Source organism: Cryobacterium sp. Y11 (assembly GCF_002929535.1).
Lineage (GTDB): Bacteria > Actinomycetota > Actinomycetes > Actinomycetales > Microbacteriaceae > Cryobacterium.
Genome location: NZ_PJJO01000059.1, coordinates 43,323 through 64,534 on the forward strand (window position 1 = coordinate 43,323; position 21,212 = coordinate 64,534).

Here is a 21,212-nt window from a genome sequence, read left to right on the forward strand (position 1 = left end):
AAGTAGCGCTCACTGTGTCTAACCGGGCGCGGTGTCTGATTGTGGGGGAGTACGCACGTGCCTGACTCTGGCCGTTTGATCGCGGGCCGCTATCGCGTCGGTGCCCTGCTCGGCCGCGGTGGCATGTCCGATGTGCACATCGGCACCGATTCCCGGCTCGGCCGCACGGTGGCCATCAAGTTGTTGAAGTCATCCCTCGCCGTCGATCCGGCCTTCCGCACCCGGTTCCGCCAGGAGGCCCAGGCCGCAGCGCGCATGGCCCACCCGACCATCGTTCGGGTATTCGATGCGGGCGAAGAGACCGTCACCGACGAGGCCGGGCACGACTCGCAGGTGCCATTCATCGTGATGGAACACGTCGACGGCCGGCTGCTCAAGGACATTATTCGGGAGGGCCCGATCGAGGCCGCCGAAGCCGTGCGCATCATCGACGGCGTGCTGACCGCGCTCGAATACTCGCACCGAGCGGGCGTCGTGCACCGCGACATCAAACCTGGCAACATCATGATCACCAAGTCCGGGCAGGTCAAGGTCATGGACTTCGGCATCGCCCGCGCCATTTCCGACTCGGCCACGACCGTTGCCCAGACCACAGCCATCCTCGGCACAGCCGCCTACTTTTCCCCTGAGCAAGCCAAGGGTGAATCGGTCGATGCCCGCACCGACCTGTATTCGACCGGAGTCGTGCTCTTTGAGATGCTCACCGGTCGCCCGCCGTTCCGCGGCGACACCCCCGTAGCCGTCGCGTACCAGCATGTCAGTGAACTTCCCATCAAACCGTCCACCCTCAATCCCAAGGTGTCCCCCGCCCTGGATTCCGTGGTGTTGCACGCCCTCGCTAAGGACCGATTCAATCGGTACCAAAGCGCCGTCGAGTTTCGGGCAGACGTTGAGACCGCTGGAAGCGGCCAGATCCCCATCCACCGCGTCGGCGATGAGGTCGGTGCTGGCCTGTTCGGGGCAGCACCGGCCGCAGTGACCGGTTCGGCACTCGCCCTCAAGCAACTCTCCGAAGATCAAACCATGGTGCGCACCCAGCGCCGCCCCCCGGTTATCTGGGTCTGGGCCGGAATCGTCTGCGTCATCGTCATCGTCGTGGCGGTAATGATCTGGGTGCTGAACCTGCAGCCATCGGTGGAGCTGCCAGACAGCTCCCGCAAGGTTCCGACCCTGTCCGGGCAAACCTACGACGAGGCCCAGAACACGTTGCTCGACCTCGATCTCGCGGCCACCAGAGCCGAGGAAACCAGCGCCACAGTGCCCGTAGACGGGGTCATCCGCACCGACCCGCCGGCCGACACGATCGTGAACCCCGCCGACGTGATCAAGGTCTTCATCTCCACCGGCCCCGTCGCCGTCATTGTTCCCGACGTCACCAATCAGGCCATAGCGGATGCCCAGGCCGCGATTGAAGCGCTCGGTTTCGTTTCCGGGTCGGTCACCGCGGAAAATTCTCCCACCGCGGCCGCAGAAATTGTGATGCGCACCGACCCCTCAGCCGCGGCATCCGAGTCCGCCGGCGTGACCATTAATTACATTGTCTCAAGCGGACTCGTCACCCTCCAAGACCTCACCGGCCAGTCCCTGGTGGCGGCGAGTGACCTCGTCAACGGCGAGTCGCTCCGGCTGGTGGCCATTCAAAAGCCCGACTACACCTGTACCCAACAGTCCGGCTCCCCGGTCAAGGCGCAGTCCCTAGCCCCCGGCGACGTTCCCCAGCGCTCGGACATCGAACTCACCTACTGCGCCGGCTCTTAACCCCTTTTGGACGGGGCCCGGGCCCCGTCCACGGGCCCAGCCTATAAACTGGGCCCCTGGTTACAAGGTGGACCCAGTGGCCGCAAGACGCCAGCGTAGGCACCCTGCCACTAGCTGAGGCGCAGGAGCGGGTGCAGGCCCTTCGCGGTCTCTGGGGCGCTTGCAAGGCCGGTCAGGGCCAACCAATTGCCGAGCATGCGGTAGCCACCCTCCGTCAGCACAGACTCCGGGTGAAACTGCACCCCAAGAATGGGAGCGGATGCGTGCCGCAGCCCCATGATGACGCCGCCCTGCGTGCGCGACGTGACAACGAGGTCCGTCGGTACCGTCGACGCGACCACCGCGAGCGAGTGATAACGCGTTGCGGTGAACGGTTGTGGCACACCGTCGTAGAGCTCGCTACCGTCGTGCGTGATGACTGACGTCTTACCGTGCATGAGTTCTTCAGCGTTAGTCACCGTCGCTCCGAACGCTTCAGCGATGGCCTGGTGGCCGAGGCATACGCCAAACAGGGGCAGGTCAGTGGCCAGAGCCGCCTCAACGACGGCAATGGAGACTCCGGCATCCGCTGGCTTGCCCGGTCCCGGCGAGATCAGCACACCGTCGTACTGTGCAATACGGGCGGCCGCGTCGGGCTTCTCGAATGAGTCGTTGCGCACGACATCCGTCTCGGCGCCGAGCTCCATCAGGTACCCGTTGATGGTGTACACAAAACTGTCGTAGTTATCGATAACGAGAATACGGGTCATGCGCCGCCGACCGTCGCTTCCTGACTATTGAGAATACCGTCGATCCAGGGGTACACCCAGGTGGCCAGCACGGCCAAGACGGCCAGTACCAGAATCACGACCAAAATGATGCGAACCCAGATAGGTCCGGGAAGAACACGCCACAGTGCTGCGTACATGAGAAGTCTCCTAGCCCTGGGCCGCGATAATCGGTGCAAGTTCGGCGGGCGCGCCCGCCGACAGCGGCTGCCACGATTCCAATACGCCGTAGGCGATGATGCGTTCGGCGGTGGAATATAGCGGGTTGCAGCTGGTCAGGGTGATGATGCGATCCACCGCGGTTCCGACGGGATTGTTCGGAACGGATGCCAGCACCTGCACCTGCGAGGGCGCCACATACTCGGTATCGCGGTATCGATAGGTGTAGTAGCCGTCGGCTGTTTGCACGTATATGGCGTCACCGAGCTGCAGTTCGTTGATGAGGTGCATGGCACCGCCGAAGGCGCTCCGGTGCGCGGCAACGGCAAAGTTGCCCACCTCACCCGGCATCTGAGTTTCGGCATAGTGACCGATGCCCAAACGGTTACTGTTCAACACGTCGTGGCCGGTCCCTTCGGCAATGCTGCGGTGATAATCGGCGCCGAAGCGCGGAACGTAGAGCACCGCGAAAGCCGTGGCGTTGGCCGGAACCGCGCCAACGACGGGAGCGCCATAATCGGCCAGGACTGGCGCAGCGCTCGGTTGTGTCGAGTCAACGATCGGTTCGGGCTCGGGTGTTGTCGGTGCGGCAGCGATCCAGTCCTGGCTGATCTGGCTCGCAGCGTCAGACTGTGCGTTGGCCATCATCATGTCATTCCACCAGAGCTGCCAGCCCAGAAAGAGCAGCACGAGGGCGCCAGCGGTAATGAGCAGTTCGCCGAGCACACCGACCACGGTGACCTGGCCTGACTGCGTGCGCCGTCGACGTCTGGGTCTGGAGGTGAGTTCGGGTGCCACGGCGTCAATAACGACAGTTTCAGACGGTTCTGTCGTGACGTAGCTGTCCGAATGCGCCTCCGCCGGCTCCAGCCCATCGGGAACCGATGCTGTGGGATCGTCTGACTGGGGACACATACCTCGAGTCTACCGATTCGTTGCGTTGGCTATTCCCGAGCAAATCCAAGAAAACGGGTGGAGACGCTAGAATCGCAGAATGGCACGTAAGAATTCTCGCACCCGGCCCGCCCGCACCGATGTTGCCCGCTCGAAGGACGATGCGCCGAACGCCGTCTGGTTCAAGCCGGTCATGTTCGGTTTCATGCTGCTGGGCCTGGCTTGGATCATCGTTTTCTACGTAAGTGGCAGCACTTTGCCCATCGCGAGCCTGGGCGCCATGAATATTCTGGTGGGCTTCGGAATCGCCTTCATCGGCTTTTTGATGACCACCCGCTGGCGCTAACGAGACGTTCGACCCGTCCCAGCCAGCGGCACCGCCACTCCTGCGGTGCACGGTAATGACAGCGGTGTAATTATCCCCATGTGGATAGACCTGTGGATAACTCTCGTATGGGTAGCGGGCTAGCTCACCAAGAAGCGAGCAAAACTCAGCAGAACCAGCAGTATCGCGAATGCACCGATCAGCCCGTTCTGCAGTGATTTCTGCCGAATGCGGCGAGTCTGTACGTAGATCAGGCCGAGCACGGCGCCGCCGATCATGCCGCCAATGTGGGCCTGCCAGGCGATCTGGAACGAGGGGATGAACCCGATCACGAGGTTGATTCCAACGAGCACGAGCAGCTGGGTGGCGTTACCGCCCAGTCGTCGCTGAATCACGAGGAATGCGCCCATCAGACCGAAGATGGCACCGGATGCCCCCACCACCGCCGTGAACGGATCCGCCAGAAACAACACCCCGAGAGAACCGGCCAGCGCGCTGAGCAGATAGAGCGCGAGGTAACGACCCCGGCCGAGCAACTGTTCGAGCGCTTGGCCGAAGATCCACAACGTGTACATATTGAGCAGTACGTGAAAGAGGCCGCCGTGCACGAGCGCGGTCGTGAGCAGGCGCCACGGTTCAAAGTTGCCCGCATAGGAATAGACGCCGGCATACAACAGTAGGTTGGTGATCTGATCCCCGAAGACGAACTGCAGCAGATAGACGACCAGGGTTATTCCAATAATGGAATATGTCACAGTGGGCTGCCCGTTCCCGGTCAGCCGGGTGAGTACCGCTGGCTTGGTACGGGGTGCGTTCTTACGCTGCTCTTTCATACATTCGGGGCAGATGACCCCCACTGCTGCCTGCGTCTGGCACTCGGCACAGATCGTGCGGCCGCAGCGCTGACACAAAATGAAGCTCTGCCGCCCCGGGTGGCGGTAGCAAAAATTCGCCGCCGAGGCTGGCAGGTCGCTCATTCTGATGAAGGGTTGTACAGACTAGACCGACTCGACGGAAACGCTTTGGATGACGACGTCTTCCCGAGGGCGATCGCGGCCGTCGGTGGCGACGGTCGCGAGCTTCGCGACGATGGCGCGGCTGTCTTCGTCTTCAACCGCACCGAAAATGGTGTGCTTGCCCTGCAGCCAGGTCGTCGGAACGACCGTGATGAAGAACTGCGAGCCGTTAGTTCCGTGTCCACCCTGAATTCCCGCGTTCGCCATGGCGAGCACGTAGGGCTGGGTGAAGTCGAGGTCTGGGCTGATTTCATCATCGAACTGGTAGCCGGGGCCGCCGGTGCCCTGGCCGAGCGGGTCGCCAGCCTGGATCATGAAGTCCTTGATGATGCGGTGAAAAACGGTGCCGTCGTAGAGCGGCGTGGTGGAGGCAATTCCCGTTGCCGGGTGCTTCCACTCGATCTCGCCGGTGGCGAGGCCGACGAAGTTCTTGACCGTCTTCGGAGCGTGATTACCGAAGAGATTGACCTTGATCGGTCCGAGGGTGGTGTTCAGGGTGGCGACAGCGGTGTGCTTAGACATACCCCGATTCTTGCACAGCAACCTCTGGCCAATCTGAACAGCCTGGCAAGGCGTCGAGTGCACGCCCGGAATTCAGTGGCAAGATGGGCACTCAGTGGCAAGATAGATACACATTCGCCACACGACATCGATGGAGGGTCCAGATGAGCCTGTCACGCAAGCGCCGCAAGGAACTCACTCGGCTGCGCAAAAGCGCAGACGAACTATGGAGCCACCAACAAGAGGTATTGGAACGAGCGAACGTTCTCGCTCGACAGGCCGGACACCAGGCCGGCATTCTCGCCCGCGAAGAAGTTGGTCCGCGCGTACGAGAGAGTTACGACCATTACGTTCGCCCAGGAGTGAACGCCACTCACGACGCCGCCGACGGTGTTCGTCGCCGCGTGGTGAACGATGTTCTTCCGGGAATCGGTACCGCGATCGGAACCGTCATGTCGGTCGGGGACGTCGCTCGCGACGCCCGGGTGCGTGCCGCGCTGTCCCGCATCCGCTTTCAGAAGCCCGTTGTGGTCGAACCGAAGGGCCCGGGAGCTGGAACATACTTTGCCCTCGGACTCGCCGTGGTAGCCGCTGTGGGCGTCGCGTACGCCGTCTGGCAGACTTTTCGCGCCGATGACGAGCTGTGGGTTGCCGACGACGAGGTCGAGCCGGCTACCGCGCAGGAAGACTAGCTCCACCCGCTTTGTAGGACCCGCATCCACCGGATGCGGGTCCTACGTCGTTAACGACAGCAACGGCCCGCAGTGGCCTCTCCGGCGCCGGTGAAGCGGATGCCGCGCCGGTTCCGCACGCCCGGTACACAAAAGGGCCCGTCCGAGGACGGGCCCTTTCTATGTGTGGAGCCACGGGGAATCGAACCCCGGACCTCCTGCTTGCAAAGCAGGCGCTCTACCAATTGAGCTATGGCCCCAGTTACCCGCCAGTGAGAACGGGTGCGAGCTGATGAATCTGGTGCTGCGTGGGGATACCGGGATTTGAACCTGGGACCTCTTCATTATCAGTGAAGCGCTCTAACCAACTGAGCTATATCCCCCTCTTGGGCAGATTGAAGACTACCGGAATCTGACCGGATCCTGAAATCGAGCCGCCCTTCCACGACGGAGAATATCTCGAAACAGGCTGCGAGGGCTGTTTCGCGGGGAGAAACAGCCCTCGATCGTACGTAAAAGAGACTAATTGTTCGTGAATCCGACGAGTAATCCGCCGGTGATTTTCACGCTCAGGTTGTACAGCACGGCGTAGATCGCGCCGAGAGCTGTGACCACGACCATGTTCAGTACGGCTACAACGACCGCGAAGCCCATGACGTTGCCGATGGAGAGAATGGCCGAGAGATCCGCCGATTCTCCAGCTACCGTCGCATAGAGGTCGTCAACCTTGGTCAGTACCTCGGTCTGCACCAACACGGTGTAGATAAGGAATGTCGCCACGATCGTGACGATCGCCAGGCAAATCGCCACCAGGAACGATAGCTTGACGCTCGACCAGAAGTCGACGTAGACGAGTTTGAGACGAACTTGCTTGCTCACGGTCTTGCGCGTGGATTTTTTTGCCAGCTTTTCAGCGACGCTACTCATTCGGTGACTCTACTTTCCCTGAATCAGCATTCGAGACAGCGCCATCTGCGGCACTGGTGTCGACGTCACCGTCTGGTGCGTCGGCATCCGTTACGCCTTCTTCTTCGTCGGTGGCGACCAGATTACGTTCGATGTTTTTCGCGATGGAGATAATTCTGTCTTCATTCGCAAATTTTGCGAAGACAACACCCATCGTGTCCCGGCCCTTGGCTGGAACCTCGGCGACGTCAGAGCGTACCACCTTGCCACTGGCAAGAACCACTAGAACCTCGTCCTCTGGGTTCACGATCAACGAGCCCACCAGGTCACCTCGGTCGTCGCTCAGCTTGGCTACCTTGATGCCGAGGCCCCCTCGATTCTGCAATCGGTACTGGTCAGCGGCAGTGCGCTTGGCATACCCGCCCTCTGTCACCACGAAGACATAGCCGTCGTCGTTGATAACGGATGCGTCCAGCAGGGTATCCTCGCCGCGAAAGTGCATTCCAATCACGCCGGAGGTGCTGCGGCCCATCGGACGCAGCGCCTCGTCGGTGGCGGTGAAGCGGATCGACATTCCCTTGCGGGAGACCATCAGCAGGTCGGAGTCGTCTTCGACCAGCAGCGCAGAGACGAGTTCGTCGCCCTCACGCAGCTTGATCGCGATGATGCCGCCGGTGCGGTTGGTGTCGTACTCGTGCAGCGCTGTCTTTTTGATCAGGCCGTCGCGGGTGGCGAGGGTCAGATACTGGGCGACGTTGTAATCGCGAATATCGAGAATCTGCGCGATTTCCTCACCCGGCTGCAGGGCGAGCAGGTTGGCGACGTGCTGGCCCTTGGCGTCGCGGCCGGATTCCTGGGCCTCGTAGGCCTTAGCCCGGTATACCCGTCCGGTGTTGGTGAAGAACAGCAACCAGTGGTGCGTCGTGGTGACGAAGAAGTGTTCGACCACGTCGTCGGCGCGCAACTGGGCACCCTTGACTCCCTTACCGCCGCGGTGCTGGTTGCGGTAGTTGTCGCTGCGGGTGCGCTTGATGTAGCCGCCGCGTGTGACGGTGACCACCATCTCCTCTTCGGGGATGAGATCTTCGATCGACATGTCGCCGTCGAAACCGTACATGATCTCGGTGCGCCGGTCGTCGCCGAACTTTGCGGTGATCTCGGCGAGTTCTTCGCTGACGATCGTGCGCTGACGTTCCGGGCTGGCCAGGATCGACTTGAATTCGACGATCTGAAGTTCGAGTTCGGCGGCCTGGTCAATGATCTTCTGGCGTTCGAGGGCGGCCAGGCGGCGCAGCTGCATGGTGAGAATCGCGTCGGCCTGGAGTTTGTCGACGTCGAGTAGGGCCATGAGGCCTTCGCGGGCGTCGTCGACCGTGTTGGAGCGACGGATGAGCGCGATCACCTCGTCGAGGGCGTCGAGGGCCTTCAGGTAGCCGCGCAAGATGTGGGCGTCCGCTTCGGCCTTATTCAGGCGGAATTGGGTGCGCCGAACGATGACGTCAATCTGGTGGGCGACCCAGGCCGAGATGAAACCATCGAGGGCGAGTGTGCGCGGCACACCGTCAACGATGGCGAGCATGTTGGCGCCGAAGTTCTCCTGCAGCGGGGTGTGCTTGTAGAGGTTGTTCAGCACGACCTTCGGAACGGCATCACGCTTGAGCACGATGATGAGGCGCTGGCCGGTGCGACCAGAGGTCTCATCGCGAATGTCCGCAATTCCGGTGACCTTGGCATCCTTGACCAGATCCGCGATCTTGATCGCGAGGTTGTCTGGATTCACCTGGTAGGGCAGCTCGGTGATGACGAGGCAGGTCCGGCCCTGCAACTCCTCGATGCTGACCACGGCACGCATGGTGATCGAGCCGCGCCCGGTGCGATAAGCATCCTGAATTCCCCTGATACCCAGAATCTGAGCGCCGGTGGGAAAGTCGGGGCCCTTGATACGAGCGATCAGTGCATCCAGCAGCTCATCGCGGGTCGCGTCGGGGTTGTCGAGGTACCACTGGGCGCCGGCAGCGACCTCACGCAGGTTGTGCGGCGGAATGTTCGTGGCCATTCCGACGGCGATCCCGACAGAACCGTTGACCAGCAGGTTCGGAAACCGGGCCGGCAGCACGGTCGGCTCGAGGGTACGACCGTCGTAGTTGTCCTGAAAATCGACGGTGTCTTCGTCGATGTCACGAACCATTTCCATGGCCAGCGGGGCCATCTTGGTCTCGGTGTACCGCGGGGCTGCTGCGCCGTCATTGCCGGGGGAACCGAAGTTTCCCTGGCCAAGGGCGAGCGGATACCGCAGGCTCCACGGCTGCACGAGACGCACCAGCGCGTCGTAGATCGAGGAGTCTCCGTGCGGGTGGAACTGTCCCATGACGTCACCGACGACGCGCGCGCACTTGGAGAACGCCTTGTCCGGGCGGTAGCCGCCGTCGAACATGGCGTAGATCACACGACGGTGCACCGGCTTCATGCCGTCGCGCACGTCGGGCAGCGCGCGCCCGACGATGACGCTCATCGCGTAGTCGAGATAGGAGCGCTGCATTTCCAGCTGCAGATCGACCTGGTCGATCTTGCCGTGCTGCACGAGGTGGGCTGCCGCAGCGGCGGCCGTTGCGGCCGTCTCCTCGGCGTTGGCGCCCTCGGAGCTGCCCGTGGTGTCGTCAGATATCAAGGAAACGCACGTCCTTCGCGTTTTTCTGAATGAAGTTGCGTCGAGATTCGACGTCTTCACCCATCAGGGTGGAGAAGATTTCGTCGGCGGATGCCGCGTCGTCCAGGGTGACCTGCAGCAGGGTGCGGGACTCGGGGGCCATGGTGGTTTCCCACAGCTCCTTGTAGTCCATCTCGCCCAGACCCTTGTAACGCTGGATGCCGTTGTCTTTCGGGATGCGCTTGCCGGAGGCTGCTCCATCGGCTAGGAGCGCGTCGCGCTCCACGTCGGAATAGACGTATTCGTGCGGGGAGTTGCTCCACTTGAGCCGGTATAGCGGCGGCTGGGCCAGATAGACGTAACCCAAATCAATCAACGGTCGCATGTAGCGGAACAGTAGGGTGAGCAACAGGGTGGTGATGTGCTGCCCGTCAACGTCGGCGTCGGCCATCAAAACGATCTTGTGGTACCGCACCTTGTCTGGATTGAATTCTTCACCCATGCCGGCGCCGAAGGCCGTGATCATCGCCTGAACCTCAGCGTTACCGAGGGCCCGGTCGAGGCGCGCCTTCTCCACGTTGAGAATCTTGCCGCGAAGGGGCAGGATGGCCTGAAATTCGGGGTTACGCCCCTGCACGGCTGAACCGCCGGCCGAGTCACCCTCCACGATAAAGATCTCCGATAGTGATGGGTCTTTGCTCTGGCAGTCTTTGAGCTTGCCTGGCATGCCACCACCCTCGAGCAGTCCCTTGCGACGCGCGGTTTCGCGGGCCTTTCGGGCTGCCATCCGAGCGTTCGAGGCTTGAAGTGACTTGCGGATGATTTCACGGGCCGGATTCGGGTTGCGGTTGAACCAGTCGGTGAGCTGGTCGTTGGCGACCTTCTGCACGAAAGACTTTGCCTCGGTGTTGCCGAGCTTGGTCTTGGTCTGGCCCTCGAACTGTGGTTCGGCGAGTTTAATCGACACGACCGCGGTTAACCCTTCGCGCACATCGTCGCCGGTGAGGTTGTCATCCTTTTCTTTCAGGATGCCCTTCTCGCGGGCGTACTTGTTCACCAGCGTGGTCAGCGCGGCGCGGAAACCCTCTTCGTGGGTGCCGCCCTCGTGCGTGTTGATCGTGTTCGCGTAGGTGTGCACGCTCTCGGTGTATGCAGTGGTCCACTGCATGGCCACTTCAAGGGCCATCTTGCGCTCGTGGTCTTCCCACTCGAAGGAAATGATCTCTTCGTTGACGAGGTCGGCCTTCTTGGCCCGGTTCAAATACTCGACGTAGTCGACGAGTCCCTGGTCGTACTTGAAGGTGTTGCTAACGAACTTGCCGTCATCAGTACGGCTGGTTTCACGCTCGTCGGTGAGGGTGAGGCGCAGGCCCTTGTTCAAGAAGCCCATCTGCTGAAAACGAGCCCGCAGGGTTTCGTAGTCAAATTCAATCGTCTCGAACGTTTCGGCGCTCGGCCAGAAGGTAATGGTGGTGCCGGTTTCATCGTTGGCTTCGCCCTGCTCGAGGGGAGCGTTGGGAACACCGTTGGCGAAACTTTGGCGCCAAATGAATCCCTGGCGGCGCACCTCAACCTCGAGGCGGCTCGATAGGGCGTTAACGACGGAACTACCTACACCGTGCAGTCCGCCGGAGACGGAATACCCCCCGCCGCCAAACTTTCCACCGGCGTGCAGAACGGTCAGAACGACCTCAACGGTCGACCGACCCTCAGCCTTGTGAATGTCGACTGGGATGCCACGGCCATTGTCTTCGACGCGAATCGCGCCGTCGGCCAAGATACGAATGTCGATGGTATCGCAGTGCCCCGCGAGAGCCTCGTCGACAGAGTTGTCGACAATCTCATAGACGAGGTGGTGCAGTCCGCGCGGTCCGGTGGATCCGATATACATTCCGGGTCGCTTACGAACGGCCTCTAGGCCCTCGAGTACCTGGATATCGTCGGCACCATATTCGTGCTCCGGTTCCGGCTCCCGCTCCGCCTCACGTTCGTGCTGGGAAATGTCTGGGGACGTTTGTTCGGGCGTCGGTTCAACTGTCATCTGAAATTAGGCTCCTGACCGTCGCACTGGCGACCATTCAGTTTACCAAATGGAGCGAGCCGAACCAGCCATAATCGCCGTTTGACGCGTTTTGCTCAAGGGGTTGACCTTAATTGGCGGGTCACCCGTAGGTATCGCGTGGACCACGCCCTGGAATTGATCTGGGACCCTTTTTCCAGGACGGAGCGCCGGGCCCCTGGAATCGAATCGATTGGATTCCAGCATCCGGGTACCGATTTGCGATGTGCTCCATGATGACGTTGCGCATTAAGCGCAATTGTGTCGCCCAGGCCGTCGACTCGCAGTGCACGGTGAGTACGCCGTCGTCGATACCCGCCGGAGTGGAATGATTGGCTGTTTCTTCACCGGCCAACAGCATCCAGGAAGCTAACAGGTCCGATTGCGCCAACGTGGAATTCCACCCCAGTTGCATCGTGAGTGAGCTGATCGTGTCGCCTAGGCCGTGCGGATCGCGGCCAATTCCGAACGGAACACTCGAGCCGGCAACCGGTGCGATGCGCTTGCGCGCACGCGTGCGCCGCGCGTTGGGATCACCGAAAACGCTCTTAAATCTCAGGTACACCTGGCTCGCTTCACTGGCATTCAATTCCAGCGGTTCCGTCTGATCAGGTGTTTCACGTGGAACATTGTCGTCACCCATTGACAACCGCTCCGGCGTGAATATGAATAGTGTGCGCGACCAGCTCTTTGGGGACGTCTTCCAAAACGGCAGCGGTGATCAAGACCTGTTCGAACGAGCCGATTGCTGCGGCCAGCCGGGCTCGACGGTTCAGGTCGAGTTCCGCGAAGACATCATCAAGAATCAACACCGGGTCACCACTGGCCGAATCCTGACGCAACAGCGAAGCGGATGCGAGTTTCAACGAGAGCGCGAACGACCAGGACTCCCCATGGCTGGCGTATCCCTTGGCCGGGAGCGCATTGAGCATGAACACGAGGTCGTCGCGGTGCGGGCCGGCGAGCGTCATACCCCGTTCCAACTCGCGCTTGCGCAGTCCCGCCAGTGCCGTGCGAAAGATTTCGTTGGTCGGCGACTCCACCGAATCTACCGACGCCAGCGGAATCCCGACAACGGCCCCGCCGAGATCGGCGTCTTCGTCTGCGCCGAGAATACTCAGGCTCGTCACCAACGCCGGCCCATGGTCCTCATTCACTACGGCGCGATAAGCAGCACGCAATGGCTCACCGAGCAGTTGAACGAGTTTGGCGCGTTCGTCAATGATTTCCGAACCGAATTCCACCAGGCGTTCATCCCAGATATCCAGGGTAGACAGCTGGTTACCGCGCGCGCCTGAGGCTCGCGCGGTCTTCAGCAGGGTGTTGCGCTGCTTGAGCACGCGGTCATAATCGCTCTGCACGGCGGCCAGGCGGGGGCTGCGCAGCACCAGGAGCTGATCGAGAAATTTACGGCGTCCGGACGGATCGCCTCGAACGAGGGCGAGATCTTCGGGGGCGAACACCACACTGGAAAAATAGCGGGGAAGGTCACGGGTTTTAATAACCGAGCGATTAATTTGGGCACGGTTTTGTCCCGTGCGGTTGAGTTGTACCTCGGCCAGAATATCGCGGCCGTTGTATTCGAGCCTGGCACGAATGATGCCGGCATCCTGCCCAGCCCGAATCATGGCCTTGTCCGTGGATACTCGGTGTGAACCCAGCGTGCTCAAAAAACCGAGGGCTTCGACCAGGTTGGTCTTGCCCTGCCCATTGCGGCCGACGATGAGGTTAGGGCCGGGCACGAACCCAACCTCGGCGCTCGCGTAGTTGCGAAAGTCGGTCAGCGCAAGGTGGGTAACTCGCACGTCGCTAGCGCAGCAGCAGGTTGGGCTGAAGCAGGTACTTGTAGCTGTCTGCTCCGGCCTGCTCGCGCGAGGTCTGGCTGGTGATGAGCACTGGCCCTGGCTTGTTCGGGTTTTCCGTCTTCGTGAACGAAATACGCACGAATTCGGAGTGCACCGCGCTGAGCCCATCGAGCAAAAACTGCGGCTTGAGCGACACGACGGTTTCGGTTCCGGAGAGAATGGCGTCGATGGTCTCCGAGGCCTGGGCTTGTTCGGAGCCGACTGCCTCCAGGGTGACTCCATCGGTGGCAAACGTGAAACGCAGCGCGGCCTCGCGTTCCAGCACAAGCTGCACTCGGCGCGTGGCCTCGATCAGGTCAGCGGTGTTCATAACCGCATAGTTGTCAACCGTCTCGGGGAAGAGCCGGCGAACGGGGGGAAAATTGCCCTTGATCAACAAAGACGTGACGGTCTTCTTATTCGCGGTGAACGCGATCAGTTCACGGTCATCGGTGTTCGTGATAGAAACTGAGATGGTACCGCTGTGGCCGAAGGTTTTGCCGACCTCCTGCAAGGTGCGGGCCGGAACCAGAGCCGTAATTGTTCCCTCGGTCGAGTTGCTGCCTGAATCCCAATCGATTTCACGAACGGCAACCCGGTAGCGGTCGGTGGCAACCAGACTCAGGCTATTTTCGGTGACTTCGAGTTGCACTCCGGTGATGACGGGAGTGACATCATCACGGGATGCCGCGACGGCTACCTGGGCGACGGCAGCGGCGAACTCTTCGGCTGGTACGAGCCCCGTTTGGCTACTGACCTGCGGAATGCTGGGATATTCCTCAACCGGCATTGACAGCAACGTGAAGCTTGCGGATCCGCAGCTGACCTTGATGCGAGAACTCTCCGTTGAAAAACGCACCGGTGCGTTGGGCAGACGGCTTGCAATCTCGGCCAGGAGACGTCCGGATACAAGTACCTTGCCGGTCTCTTCAACCTCGGCAACGATCTCAGTCTGGGCGGAAACCTCGTAGTCGAACGACGACAGGATCAGGCCAGTGGCTGTGGCTTCAATGAGCACGCCGCTCAGAATCGGTAGCGTCGTGCGCTGCGGAAGCAGCTTGACGGCGAAAGAAACTGCCTCGCTGAAGACATCCCGATTTGCTTGAAATCTCACGATGTCAGTCCTTAGCGTTGCAAAAACAGATGAGCGGATGGGTGGGCCTCAATGCTAGCTGTCTTCACGGGGGAGTTCGTTACCCGGTCTGTTCGGAGGCCGTGGCGGTCAAGGTTGTCGGCGAGAGAAAGGTTAAAGAATTTTTGTTAATCTTCTTAACCGTTGTGGAAACTGTGGATAACTCTGTGAAATCAGCTCAGGCACTGGGAACTACAACTGTGTAACTTGTGAGTGAGCTGTGGAAGTTTGTCATTCGTTTGAGTAGCCGGGCCCCACGGTAATTACACGTTTCTACAGGCAGCCCCCGAGTTTCTACAGAGAACGACAAGTTGTATGAGTTAATTCCACAGGGTTATCCACAGGTGTGAAAACTAAAAAAATTCGGCCCCTCCGGGTCAAAACTCGTCAGAGCTGCCGGTGGGGCCGAAAAAATTAAGCTTCTACTTGTAGCGGTGATCCTGTTTGATGCGGTTCGTCAGTTCGGTGACCTGGTTGTAGATCGACCGACGCTCTTTCATAAGTTCACTGATCTTCTTATTGGCGTACATCACAGTCGTGTGGTCACGATTACCGAACAACTGACCAATCTTGGGCAGGGATAAGTTGGTGAGTTCGCGGCACAAATACATGGCGATTTGACGAGCGGTCGCGATAGCCTGTGATCGACTTGAGCCGTACAGGTCATCCACTGAGAGCTTGAAGTAGTTCGCCGTGTTGGTGATGATGTCCACCGGGGCAATGACGTTGTCTTCGTCGAGGGTGATGAGGTCCTTCAACACCGTTTGCACGAGATCCATATCGACCGGAGTCTTATTGAGGCTCGCAAATGCGGTAACACGAATCAGAGTTCCCTCTAGCTCGCGAATATTGGAGGAGACCTTCGTCGCCATGAACTCGAGAATGTCGTGGGGAACCTGCAGTTTCTCGCTCTGCGCCTTTTTTCGCAAAATCGCAATGCGGGTCTCCAGGTCGGGAGCCTGGACATCCGTGATGAGGCCCCACTCAAAGCGACTGCGCATGCGGTCCTCAAAACCAGTGAGGTGCTTCGGCGGGAGGTCACTCGTAATAACCACCTGCTTGTTGTGGTCATGCAGGGTGTTGAAGGTATGAAAGAACGCTTCCTGGGTCTCCGCCTTGTTTTGCAGAAACTGGATGTCGTCGATCATCAAAATGTCGATGTTTCGATACCGGGCCTGAAATGCCGCGCCCCGGTTGTTCGCGATCGAGTTGATGAAGTCGTTGGTGAACTCCTCGGAACTGACATACCGCACGCGGATGCCCGGATACAGGCTCATGGCGTAATGGCCGATCGCGTGCAGAAGGTGGGTCTTACCCAGCCCCGACGAACCATAAACGAACAGTGGGTTGTACGCCTTGGCCGGTGCCTCGGCAACGGCAACGGCAGCGGCATGGGCGAATCGGTTAGATTGCCCAATCACGAAATTATCGAAACTGTACTTGGGGTTTAGCCGGGTTTCATGCGCCTGCGCGGCAACGGCGCCCTCGAACACCGATTGCGGTGGTGCCGGCATGATGATGTCTGGCGGAGTCAACGTCTGCTGCACCGGGCGCAAGGATTCTTGTTCTAACTCGGGATTGACGACTACATAGAAGGTAGACACCGCGGTTGCCTCGTCGAGCTTTCCCATCGCGGTGAGGAGCGGAACTCGCATCCGCTGATTGAGCATGCTCGCGGTGAACTCGTTGGGCACTTCGAGATAGAACGTACCGGCCGCGATGCCCTTCGGCTCGACCAGACTGAGAAAGCCATAGAGCATCGGCGTGATGGTGGCGTCTGATTCCAAGGTGGTCAAAACTGACCGCCACGTTTCGGCTATCGGCGCTTCGACATCTGCCATGGTTCCTACAATCTGTGTGTTTCGAAATTTGTTCGCTCTTCAACTGCGGAGACCTGCTGTGGCGTTGCCGGCGTGCAACGGACCCAGCTAGAACCCGTGTTTCGTTCATGCTGGGGGTGGTGGTCGCTGGGCAGCTTTGCACCCTTACGTTAAAGTTATCCACCGGTTGTGTATAAATCCGGCTAAATTCTCAGGTTACGGTCAAACCCTGTGGATAACTTTGTCGTAACGGTAGCCGATCCCGCGCGACGAGGCTACTTCACCCCCGCTAGCGCTGGGGCGTCGCGTCGTTGCTCGATATCTACGGTGGAGTCATTATTGTGGAGTTTCGGCTTATTCGTGGCCTGAGTTTGACCAGACGTGGCCGAAGCCGTAGTTTTAATCAGTTGACCCCATCCTGCGGGCATCCAACTTCTGTGCGCGCTGCTGTTCTGGCCGAGGGGATTTTGGCCAGCGGTGATTCAAATACGTGGAGATTGAACTATGAGCAAGAGAACTTTCCAGCCGAACAACCGTCGTCGCGCCAAGGTGCACGGCTTCCGTCTGCGCATGCGCACCCGCGCCGGCCGCGCCATCCTCGGTGCTCGCCGTCGCAAGGGTCGCACTGAACTCTCCGCCTAGGTTCTCGTGGGGCTGCGGTTCTCATGCTGGCTCACGTAAATCGCATCACGAGCGGTAGCGATTATCAGGGCGTCGTTCGGCGCGGTGTGCGGATCGTTGGTGCGCACACCGTTCTGTACGTGCGCACGAGTACCGATCGACCGAGTCCATCTCAAACGGATGTTGGTGAACCGGTTCGCTTTGGATTCATCGTCGCAAAGAATGTTGGTAACGCCGTGAGGCGCAATCTCGTTCGCCGCCGCCTTAAGGCGGTCACGTTCGAATTACTCCCCGCGGTGTTACCGGGAACGGATGTCGTCATCCGCGCCTTGCCGAGTGCGCACGGTGCCGCGTGGCAAACGCTGCACGATGAGGTTCAGCGTTCACTGGCGCGCCCGCACCCAGCGCGAAAAGGCAGTCGAGTGCGATGAATCGCCTACTCGCGACAATTTTTTTACTGCCCCGTAACATAGGTGTGCTGATTCTTCGCGTGTATCGCGCCGTGATTTCTCCCCTCTATGGGGATGTGTGTCGTTTTTATCCTTCTTGCTCGGCCTACGCACTGGGAGCCGTTCAGGAACACGGACTAGCGTGGGGCTGCGCCCTTGCTGCCCGCAGGCTGAGCCATTGTCATCCGTGGTCTGAAGGCGGCATCGATGATGTACCTCTCAAAAGCACGCGTCGCTTTCGGCTGACGTCGTTCGGTTTTGTCGTTGCACCTAGCCACGGAAAGGGCTAACCCACAGTATGGACCTGATAGGTACGATCCTCTGGCCTCTGAAATGGGCGGTCGAGCTGCTGCTTGTGGCCTTCCACTGGCTCTTTACCAACCTGGGAATGGATTACGACGACGGAATCACCTGGGTTCTATCGATCGTGGGCCTGGTCATCGTGGTGCGCGCCGCGCTCATTCCCATTTTCGTGAAGCAGATCAAGAGCCAGCGCAAGATGCTCGAGGTTGCCCCGCAGCTCAAGAAGATTCAAGACAAGTACAAGGGCAAGAAAGACCAGTTCTCGCGTGAGGCAATGTCCCGCGAGACCATGGCCATGTACAAGAAGACGGGAACCAACCCGCTGAGTTCGTGCCTGCCACTGCTGCTGCAAATGCCGATCTTCTTCGCCCTGTTCTCGGTACTCAACGACGCACAGCCAAGAGGTGAGCAGGATGCGCAGGCCGGCGTTGGACCGCTGAACAGTGACCTCGCGGTCAGCTTCGGCAATGCGGAGCTTTTCGGGCAGGCGCCACTGCACGACACCTTCGCCTCGCAGTGGTCACTCTGGACCGCCGGGCAGAACTTCAACGGGACCGTCATGTTGATTGCCGCCACCATGGTGGTACTGATGACCGCCTCACAGTTCTTTACCCAGCTGCAGATCGTCTCCAAGAACATGTCGCCGGAGACCAAGGCCAGCCCCATGTTCAAGCAGCAGCGCATCATGCTCTACCTGCTCCCCCTCGTCTTTGCCTTCTCCGGTGTCGCGTTCCCGCTCGGCGTCATGTTCTACTGGCTCACCTCGAACGTCTGGACCATGGTTCAGCAGTTCCTGGTCATTAGAAACATGCCCACCCCCGGCAGTGAGGCCGCCAAGGCCCGCGAAGAGCGACTGGCCCGCAAGGGCAAGCTCATTGCGACCGACGGTGACATCATTGTTGTTGAGGAACCTGCCAAGCCGGCGCAGCGTCAGCAGCCGGTCGGCAAGGCTCGCGCCAAAAAGCAAACCGGCCCAAAAAAGTAGTGGAGAGCACCGTGACGGAAAAGACTGGCCTGACCGACGGTTCTGTTGTCGACGACAGCGCACTCGGCACGGATGTTGCCAAAACGGATGCATCGCACGTCGCGGTCGAAACCGGTTCCGTCTCCACCGCGGAGGTCCCACTCACAACCGGCCAGCTCGAGCGCGAGGGCGATATTGCGGCCGACTATATCGAGGAATTTCTCGATATCTGCGACTTAGACGGCGACATCGACATTGATGCCCGCAACGGGCGTGCCTACCTGTCGGTCAAGGCCTCCGACGCGGACAACCTTCGGTTACTCTCCAAACCGGAAACCGTCAACGCCCTGCAAGAATTGACGCGCCTCGCCGTGCAGAACAAGACGGGGTCCTTTTCCCGTCTCATTCTCGACATTGGGGGATCACGTGAGGCCCGCGAAGCCGAGCTCGCTGCGCTCGTGGCCCGTGCTATCGCTCGCATCGAAGCCGGCGCGACCGAGGCAGACTTGCCCGCGATGTCGTCATACGAGCGCAAACTCGTGCACGACATCGTTGGTACCAGTGATGGTTACCGCTCAGAGTCATCGGGCGAGGGTCGCGACCGTCACACCGTCATTACCGCAGCGTAGTCTTCGCGATCATGTCGGAATCTGTCGCACCCGCCTCCAACGTGCCTGATCGCGCGGAGTCCGAACCCCTTGTCGTCGAACCGGTTGAGCTGGAGATTGAGCCGGCCGCTGCGGCCGGCCTGTTTGGCAGTCAGATCGACCGTATTCGTGCATTTACGCACAATTTGGCTGATCAGGGCGAAAAACTTGGACTCATTGGTCCATTAGAACTCCCCCGACTGTGGTCGCGTCACATTCTGAACTGCGCCATTGTTGCGCCATTATTGAACCCTGGTCTGGTGGGTGACGTCGGCTCCGGCGCCGGGCTGCCGGGTTTAGTGTTGGCCATTGCCCGCCCCGATGTGAACTTCGTGCTGATCGAACCGATGGAGCGACGGGTTGCCTGGTTAAATGATCAGGTAACTGCACTGGCACTACCCAATGTGACCGTCGTGCGCGCGCGTGCAGAGGAAGCCCGCATGCCACATCCGCTCGACCAGGTAACGGCGCGTGCCGTCAGCGCATTCAGCAAGCTGATTCCCCTGACTGCTCCCCTGCTGCGCAAGGGCGGCGAGCTCATTCTTATGAAGGGCGAGGGTGCGCAGCGTGAGATTGAAGCGGCTACGCAGCCCATTCGCAAGTATCGCCTGCGTGATGTCGAGATCATTACCCTCGGAGCGGGCGTGCTGCCGGAGGTAACCCGGGTCATCCGGGCTACAGTGGACTAGTCCCGAATGCCGAAGACAGTGGTATTCGGGAGTCCCTTTCGGGTGGCTCATCAACCGTCGATCGTAAAGGTTTCACGTGAAACATCCTGCTGAAGACCAGCGAGTTGACAAGGCTGCTGGGTTTGACGCCACCACTCCGCTCGCTCGTGAAATTGCGGAACTGACGCGTCGGCGCCAGGTGATTGCGGCGGGAGACCTGCCCAAGCCCGACAAGACGCGGGTCTTGACCATTTCCAACCAGAAGGGCGGGGTCGGAAAAACGACCACTGCCGTCAACCTCGCCGCAGCACTCGCCCGCCAGGGCGCCCGGGTTTTGGTCATCGATCTCGATCCTCAGGGCAATGCGTCGACCGCCCTTGGCGTTGAACACCGCGCCGAGACACCGAGCGTGTACGACGTCATCATCAACGACATGCCCATGATCGAGGTCGTGCAGAAAAGCCCCGAATTCGGTGCACTGTTCTGCGTGCCCGCCACCATTCACCTGGCCGGCGCGGAGATTGAGCTGGTGTCACTGGTAGCCCGCGAGCAGCGGCTGCGTCGTGCACTCGATCTGTATCTCGCCGAGGTGACCGAGCGGTATGACTATGTTTTCATTGACTGCCCGCCGTCACTGGGACTGCTTACCATTAACGCCTTTGTCGCTGCCCGTGAGGTGCTCATTCCCATTCAGTGCGAGTACTACGCTCTTGAGGGGCTGAGCCAGCTGCTCAAGAACATCAAGCTCATCGAGAAGCACCTGAACCCCGACCTGGTCGTGTCGACAATTCTGTTGACCATGTACGACAGCCGCACCAATTTGGCGACCCAGGTCGCAAAAGAAGTGCGCGATCACTTTCCCCAAGAGGTGCTCAATACGGCAATTCCGCGCTCTGTGCGCGTTTCTGAGGCCCCGAGCTATGGTCAGAGCGTCGTGAGCTATGACCTGAACTCCGCAGGATCGCTCTCGTACCTCGAAGCAGCAGCAGAAATGGCCCACCGCGGGGCGCCTGGCGCGGGAAAACAGCCCCACATAAAGGAACAGTCCAAATGAGAGAACA

At 60.1% G+C, this 21,212-nt stretch carries 22 protein-coding genes and 2 tRNA genes; 10 read left to right on the plus strand and 14 right to left on the minus strand.

What is annotated here, in order from left to right; all coding sequences use genetic code 11:
* Positions 1-57: 57 nt before the first annotated feature.
* A complete protein-coding gene (pknB, locus tag CXY75_RS13650) occupies positions 58-1,758 on the plus strand; it encodes a Stk1 family PASTA domain-containing Ser/Thr kinase (RefSeq protein ID WP_104083373.1) in 1,701 nt (566 codons plus the stop codon).
* Between the two features lie 110 nt (positions 1,759-1,868).
* On the opposite strand, the gene CXY75_RS13655 is transcribed toward pknB, so the two are convergent.
* From CXY75_RS13655 to CXY75_RS13660, 3 genes are read right to left on the minus strand one after another with little or no spacing between them, the layout of a single operon-like run.
* On the minus strand, positions 1,869-2,507 hold the full coding sequence (locus tag CXY75_RS13655; protein WP_104083374.1) for an aminodeoxychorismate/anthranilate synthase component II: 639 nt from the start codon (positions 2,505-2,507) through the stop codon (positions 1,869-1,871).
* Positions 2,504-2,665, minus strand: coding sequence for a hypothetical protein (locus tag CXY75_RS20115; RefSeq protein WP_199182468.1), 162 nt, complete (start codon positions 2,663-2,665; stop codon positions 2,504-2,506). Before CXY75_RS20115 ends, CXY75_RS13655 begins: the two co-directional genes overlap by 4 nt.
* A gap of 10 nt (positions 2,666-2,675) precedes the next feature.
* Complete coding sequence (locus tag CXY75_RS13660; protein WP_233201910.1) at positions 2,676-3,599, minus strand: class E sortase; 924 nt, start codon at positions 3,597-3,599, stop codon at positions 2,676-2,678.
* A 79-nt stretch (positions 3,600-3,678) separates the two neighbouring features.
* Between CXY75_RS13660 and CXY75_RS13665 the strand changes: the two genes are divergently transcribed.
* Complete coding sequence (locus CXY75_RS13665; RefSeq protein WP_104083375.1) at positions 3,679-3,924, plus strand: cell division protein CrgA; 246 nt, start codon at positions 3,679-3,681, stop codon at positions 3,922-3,924.
* A gap of 119 nt (positions 3,925-4,043) precedes the next feature.
* Here CXY75_RS13665 and CXY75_RS13670 read toward each other — a convergent pair whose 3' ends face one another.
* Both CXY75_RS13670 and CXY75_RS13675 read right to left on the minus strand, forming a co-directional pair.
* The gene (locus CXY75_RS13670; RefSeq protein ID WP_369826728.1) at positions 4,044-4,658 is read right to left on the minus strand and encodes a rhomboid family intramembrane serine protease; all 615 of its coding nucleotides are present in this window, start codon (positions 4,656-4,658) and stop codon (positions 4,044-4,046) included.
* A 243-nt stretch (positions 4,659-4,901) separates the two neighbouring features.
* Positions 4,902-5,441, minus strand: coding sequence for a peptidylprolyl isomerase (locus CXY75_RS13675; protein WP_104083377.1), 540 nt, complete (start codon positions 5,439-5,441; stop codon positions 4,902-4,904).
* Between the two features lie 143 nt (positions 5,442-5,584).
* Between CXY75_RS13675 and CXY75_RS13680 the strand changes: the two genes are divergently transcribed.
* A complete protein-coding gene (locus CXY75_RS13680; protein ID WP_104083378.1) occupies positions 5,585-6,112 on the plus strand; it encodes a hypothetical protein in 528 nt (175 codons plus the stop codon).
* 166 nt (positions 6,113-6,278) lie between these two features.
* Here the strand turns inward: CXY75_RS13680 and CXY75_RS13685 are convergent.
* From CXY75_RS13685 to dnaA, 9 genes are all read right to left on the minus strand, one after another.
* Positions 6,279-6,351: transfer RNA gene (locus tag CXY75_RS13685), tRNA-Ala, on the minus strand.
* A 49-nt stretch (positions 6,352-6,400) separates the two neighbouring features.
* A tRNA-Ile gene (locus CXY75_RS13690) sits at positions 6,401-6,474 on the minus strand.
* A 139-nt stretch (positions 6,475-6,613) separates the two neighbouring features.
* Positions 6,614-7,018, minus strand: coding sequence for a DUF3566 domain-containing protein (locus CXY75_RS13695; RefSeq protein ID WP_104083379.1), 405 nt, complete (start codon positions 7,016-7,018; stop codon positions 6,614-6,616).
* Positions 7,011-9,578 (minus strand): DNA gyrase subunit A, encoded by a 2,568-nt coding sequence (gyrA, locus tag CXY75_RS13700; protein WP_233201935.1) that lies wholly within the window; start codon positions 9,576-9,578, stop codon positions 7,011-7,013. The genes CXY75_RS13695 and gyrA overlap by 8 nt, the downstream gene beginning before the upstream one ends.
* Before the next feature lie 76 nt (positions 9,579-9,654).
* Positions 9,655-11,685 (minus strand): DNA topoisomerase (ATP-hydrolyzing) subunit B, encoded by a 2,031-nt coding sequence (gene gyrB, locus CXY75_RS13705; RefSeq protein WP_104083381.1) that lies wholly within the window; start codon positions 11,683-11,685, stop codon positions 9,655-9,657.
* 121 nt (positions 11,686-11,806) lie between these two features.
* Positions 11,807-12,346, minus strand: a complete 540-nt coding sequence (locus tag CXY75_RS13710; RefSeq protein WP_104083382.1) for a DciA family protein — start codon at positions 12,344-12,346, stop codon at positions 11,807-11,809.
* Positions 12,339-13,508, minus strand: a complete 1,170-nt coding sequence (recF, locus tag CXY75_RS13715; protein WP_104083383.1) for a DNA replication/repair protein RecF — start codon at positions 13,506-13,508, stop codon at positions 12,339-12,341. The genes CXY75_RS13710 and recF overlap by 8 nt, the downstream gene beginning before the upstream one ends.
* 4 nt (positions 13,509-13,512) lie before the next feature.
* Positions 13,513-14,661: a DNA polymerase III subunit beta gene (gene dnaN, locus CXY75_RS13720; protein ID WP_104083384.1), complete on the minus strand. Its 1,149-nt coding sequence runs from the start codon at positions 14,659-14,661 to the stop codon at positions 13,513-13,515.
* Positions 14,662-15,101: 440 nt separating this feature from the next.
* Complete coding sequence (gene dnaA / locus CXY75_RS13725; protein WP_104083385.1) at positions 15,102-16,520, minus strand: chromosomal replication initiator protein DnaA; 1,419 nt, start codon at positions 16,518-16,520, stop codon at positions 15,102-15,104.
* Between the two features lie 483 nt (positions 16,521-17,003).
* Between dnaA and rpmH the strand changes: the two genes are divergently transcribed.
* From rpmH to CXY75_RS13760, 7 genes are all read left to right on the plus strand, one after another.
* Positions 17,004-17,141, plus strand: coding sequence for a 50S ribosomal protein L34 (gene rpmH, locus CXY75_RS13730; protein ID WP_010204566.1), 138 nt, complete (start codon positions 17,004-17,006; stop codon positions 17,139-17,141).
* 23 nt (positions 17,142-17,164) lie between these two features.
* The gene (rnpA, locus tag CXY75_RS13735) at positions 17,165-17,551 is read left to right on the plus strand and encodes a ribonuclease P protein component (protein ID WP_104083386.1); all 387 of its coding nucleotides are present in this window, start codon (positions 17,165-17,167) and stop codon (positions 17,549-17,551) included.
* The gene (gene yidD, locus CXY75_RS13740) at positions 17,548-17,859 is read left to right on the plus strand and encodes a membrane protein insertion efficiency factor YidD (protein ID WP_104083387.1); all 312 of its coding nucleotides are present in this window, start codon (positions 17,548-17,550) and stop codon (positions 17,857-17,859) included. Before rnpA ends, yidD begins: the two co-directional genes overlap by 4 nt.
* An 8-nt stretch (positions 17,860-17,867) precedes the next feature.
* On the plus strand, positions 17,868-18,857 hold the full coding sequence (gene yidC, locus CXY75_RS13745) for a membrane protein insertase YidC (RefSeq protein WP_104083388.1): 990 nt from the start codon (positions 17,868-17,870) through the stop codon (positions 18,855-18,857).
* Between the two features lie 29 nt (positions 18,858-18,886).
* Positions 18,887-19,465, plus strand: a complete 579-nt coding sequence (locus CXY75_RS13750; RefSeq protein WP_104083577.1) for a R3H domain-containing nucleic acid-binding protein — start codon at positions 18,887-18,889, stop codon at positions 19,463-19,465.
* Between the two features lie 11 nt (positions 19,466-19,476).
* A complete protein-coding gene (rsmG, locus tag CXY75_RS13755) occupies positions 19,477-20,172 on the plus strand; it encodes a 16S rRNA (guanine(527)-N(7))-methyltransferase RsmG (protein WP_104083389.1) in 696 nt (231 codons plus the stop codon).
* A 76-nt stretch (positions 20,173-20,248) separates the two neighbouring features.
* A complete protein-coding gene (locus CXY75_RS13760) occupies positions 20,249-21,205 on the plus strand; it encodes a ParA family protein (RefSeq protein ID WP_104083390.1) in 957 nt (318 codons plus the stop codon).
* Positions 21,206-21,212 lie beyond the last annotated feature (7 nt).